This window comes from Escherichia sp. Lx600-2 (assembly GCF_036662595.1).
Taxonomy (GTDB): Bacteria; Pseudomonadota; Gammaproteobacteria; order Enterobacterales; family Enterobacteriaceae; genus Escherichia; species Escherichia coli.
Genome location: NZ_JAYQWM010000201.1, coordinates 1 through 2114 on the forward strand (window position 1 = coordinate 1; position 2114 = coordinate 2114).

3 protein-coding genes are annotated in these 2114 nt (G+C 40.3%); all 3 read right to left on the bottom strand.

Going from position 1 to position 2114, the window contains the following annotated elements; genetic code table 11:
- On the bottom strand, positions 1 to 394 hold a 394-nt coding region (locus OQV04_RS24370; RefSeq protein WP_332643213.1), incomplete at its 3' end, for a hypothetical protein.
- On the bottom strand, positions 387 to 641 hold the full coding sequence (locus OQV04_RS24375) for a hypothetical protein (RefSeq protein WP_032288335.1): 255 nt from the start codon (positions 639 to 641) through the stop codon (positions 387 to 389). The genes OQV04_RS24370 and OQV04_RS24375, both read right to left, overlap by 8 nt.
- A 39-nt stretch (positions 642 to 680) precedes the next feature.
- A partial coding sequence (locus OQV04_RS24380) for a hypothetical protein (protein ID WP_332643216.1) occupies positions 681 to 2114 on the bottom strand: 1434 nt, incomplete at its 5' end.

The following is a 2114-nucleotide window of genomic DNA, read 5'->3' on the forward strand; positions in this document are numbered from 1 at the left end:
CAATTGTTTTTTCGAGTTCCAATATACGTTGTAAGGCATCTCTTAAAGTGCTCATTTGTCTATACTGATCTGCGGCAATTTGTGAATTTAATAATTTTAATGCAATGTTTTCATCCCGGAATTTGTTTTTTAATTTTTCAGCCTTAAGTGCTTTTTGTTTCCATTTTCGATGTTGATGATTTAAACTTCCTGTCGTTATGGAAGAGTTTTTTATTTGTTTGATTTTTTCGATAATTTTAGTGTGGTAATATGCACTACCATTACCGAGTCCTGATTCTACCTCAACCGCCCGAACACTGAGTTTTCGGGATGGTGCTATTTTCTGTGATTCACCGCGTAAAATACGGTCCAGAGCTGCCTCAAGCAGTAGCAGTGTGTTGTCTTTTTTACTCATCTGTTCTGATCTCTATTTCGGGCTGAAATGGAATGTATTCTATTGAAAAATCAGACATTACCTTCTCAGCTGCATGAATTTGTGTTAGGCAGTGAATATAAACAGCAGTAGATATCTCTGCGTTTTCACTCAAATATAAGATCAGTGCATTATGTTTGCTTTTCCACCAGGCAGCTTGTTCGCCATCAATAATACTACCATTTGTACTACAATCTATACAAAATGCTGGGTTAATGACCCCTTCCATCTCACAATCATATCCGTTCTTACAATAACTATGCAGAGTTCAGTGTAGCGTGATCCTTTTATCTTTCACCAATTTGTATAATTTCTCCCAACTTCTAAACATGATTGGCAAATCATCCCTGAGCTTCAGAATATCTTTGCCATGACTCCCTGAAAGTGTTTCGGTACCATGAAACCATGACCAGTATTTTTGGGTAATTTGCTCATTGCTTACTGTATCTATCATTTTCTGCAATTCTTTGTCGGCCTCGACTTCATCCAGGCGCGAAGGGATACCACCTTCGCAATACCACTCAGACATCTGGAGATAGAGGTGCTTGAATTGCTGTTTGATGGCTATCGCATTTCCCAATCTATTTTTTATTGTAAAAAAGGCAAGAGTCCTTCTGAACTGATGAGGGGAAAGCGCCCAGTGTTTTCCAATGTGAACATGATTTTTAATTTTTTCCTGACTATTCGGGTTGGAACGAAGGCATTCTGCGTAATCTTTTTCAGAAACGATTGCACCAGAGTATTTGGAGAAATTTGTGAGGCGTAGGGCCCAGCATGATATTCTTTTGGGTTGAGTTGAGCGCTGCCCCTGGGAAAGCCAAAGGCATTGCGCGAGTTCTTTATCCCGTGCAGTTGAAGCATCTTGTAGCAAATACTCTCTTAAGTGTTTCGTTAAGGCACTCATAACTTCGACTGCTTTTTGAACGATAGGGGCAACAACCCACTCAGTATGCCTTTCCCCCATTTTATGAGTCTTGCCTTTTAGAAAATGAAAGGTTCTGCCGCTGTAAACAGCATTGTAATAACTCTCAGATGTTAGCTCATAAAGTTCACTTTCCCGCATACCTGAGAATGCAGCACAGCAAACAAAACAGGCTGATGTAAGATTGCCTCGCTGTAAATGCCACCAGGAACCATTAGCATCTGTCGGGCGATCAGGGTAGTCAGTGAGAAGTTCAGATATGATTTCAGCTGGGTTAAAGGGGAAGAAGCGGGCCGCTTCTTTGGCAAAATGGTGTCTAAAAGCAGGGGTACCTTCTTCAGTCGTTAGCCACTTCCATTGGCCCGATATTATTTTGTTTTGAACCGCCTGTTCTCCTAACTTATAGTTTTCCTGAATGCGTCGTTCTGTTTCACCCAGTTGCTCCCTGTATTGCCATGCGGTATCTACGAGGTTTACTGCAAAGTGTAATAATTTATCTGCGATATCTTCCGGTATAGCCAGGGTTTGTGCTCTCTCAATTGCTTCATCTCGACATATTTTTTTACTTAAATTCGTAGGGCTGAATTTAATTTCTCGGTAATCAAGTCCCATCCATGGAAATAGTAGATAGGCTTGCTGAAGGGAACACAGTATATGAACTAAAGTCCCTGCGCTCTTTTTTTGTTCTTCAAGAAAGTTCAGATATTTCCCCCATATTTCAGGTTCGCATATACGAGAAATACTATCCAGGGAATTTGACATCAGATATTTATAACTCAT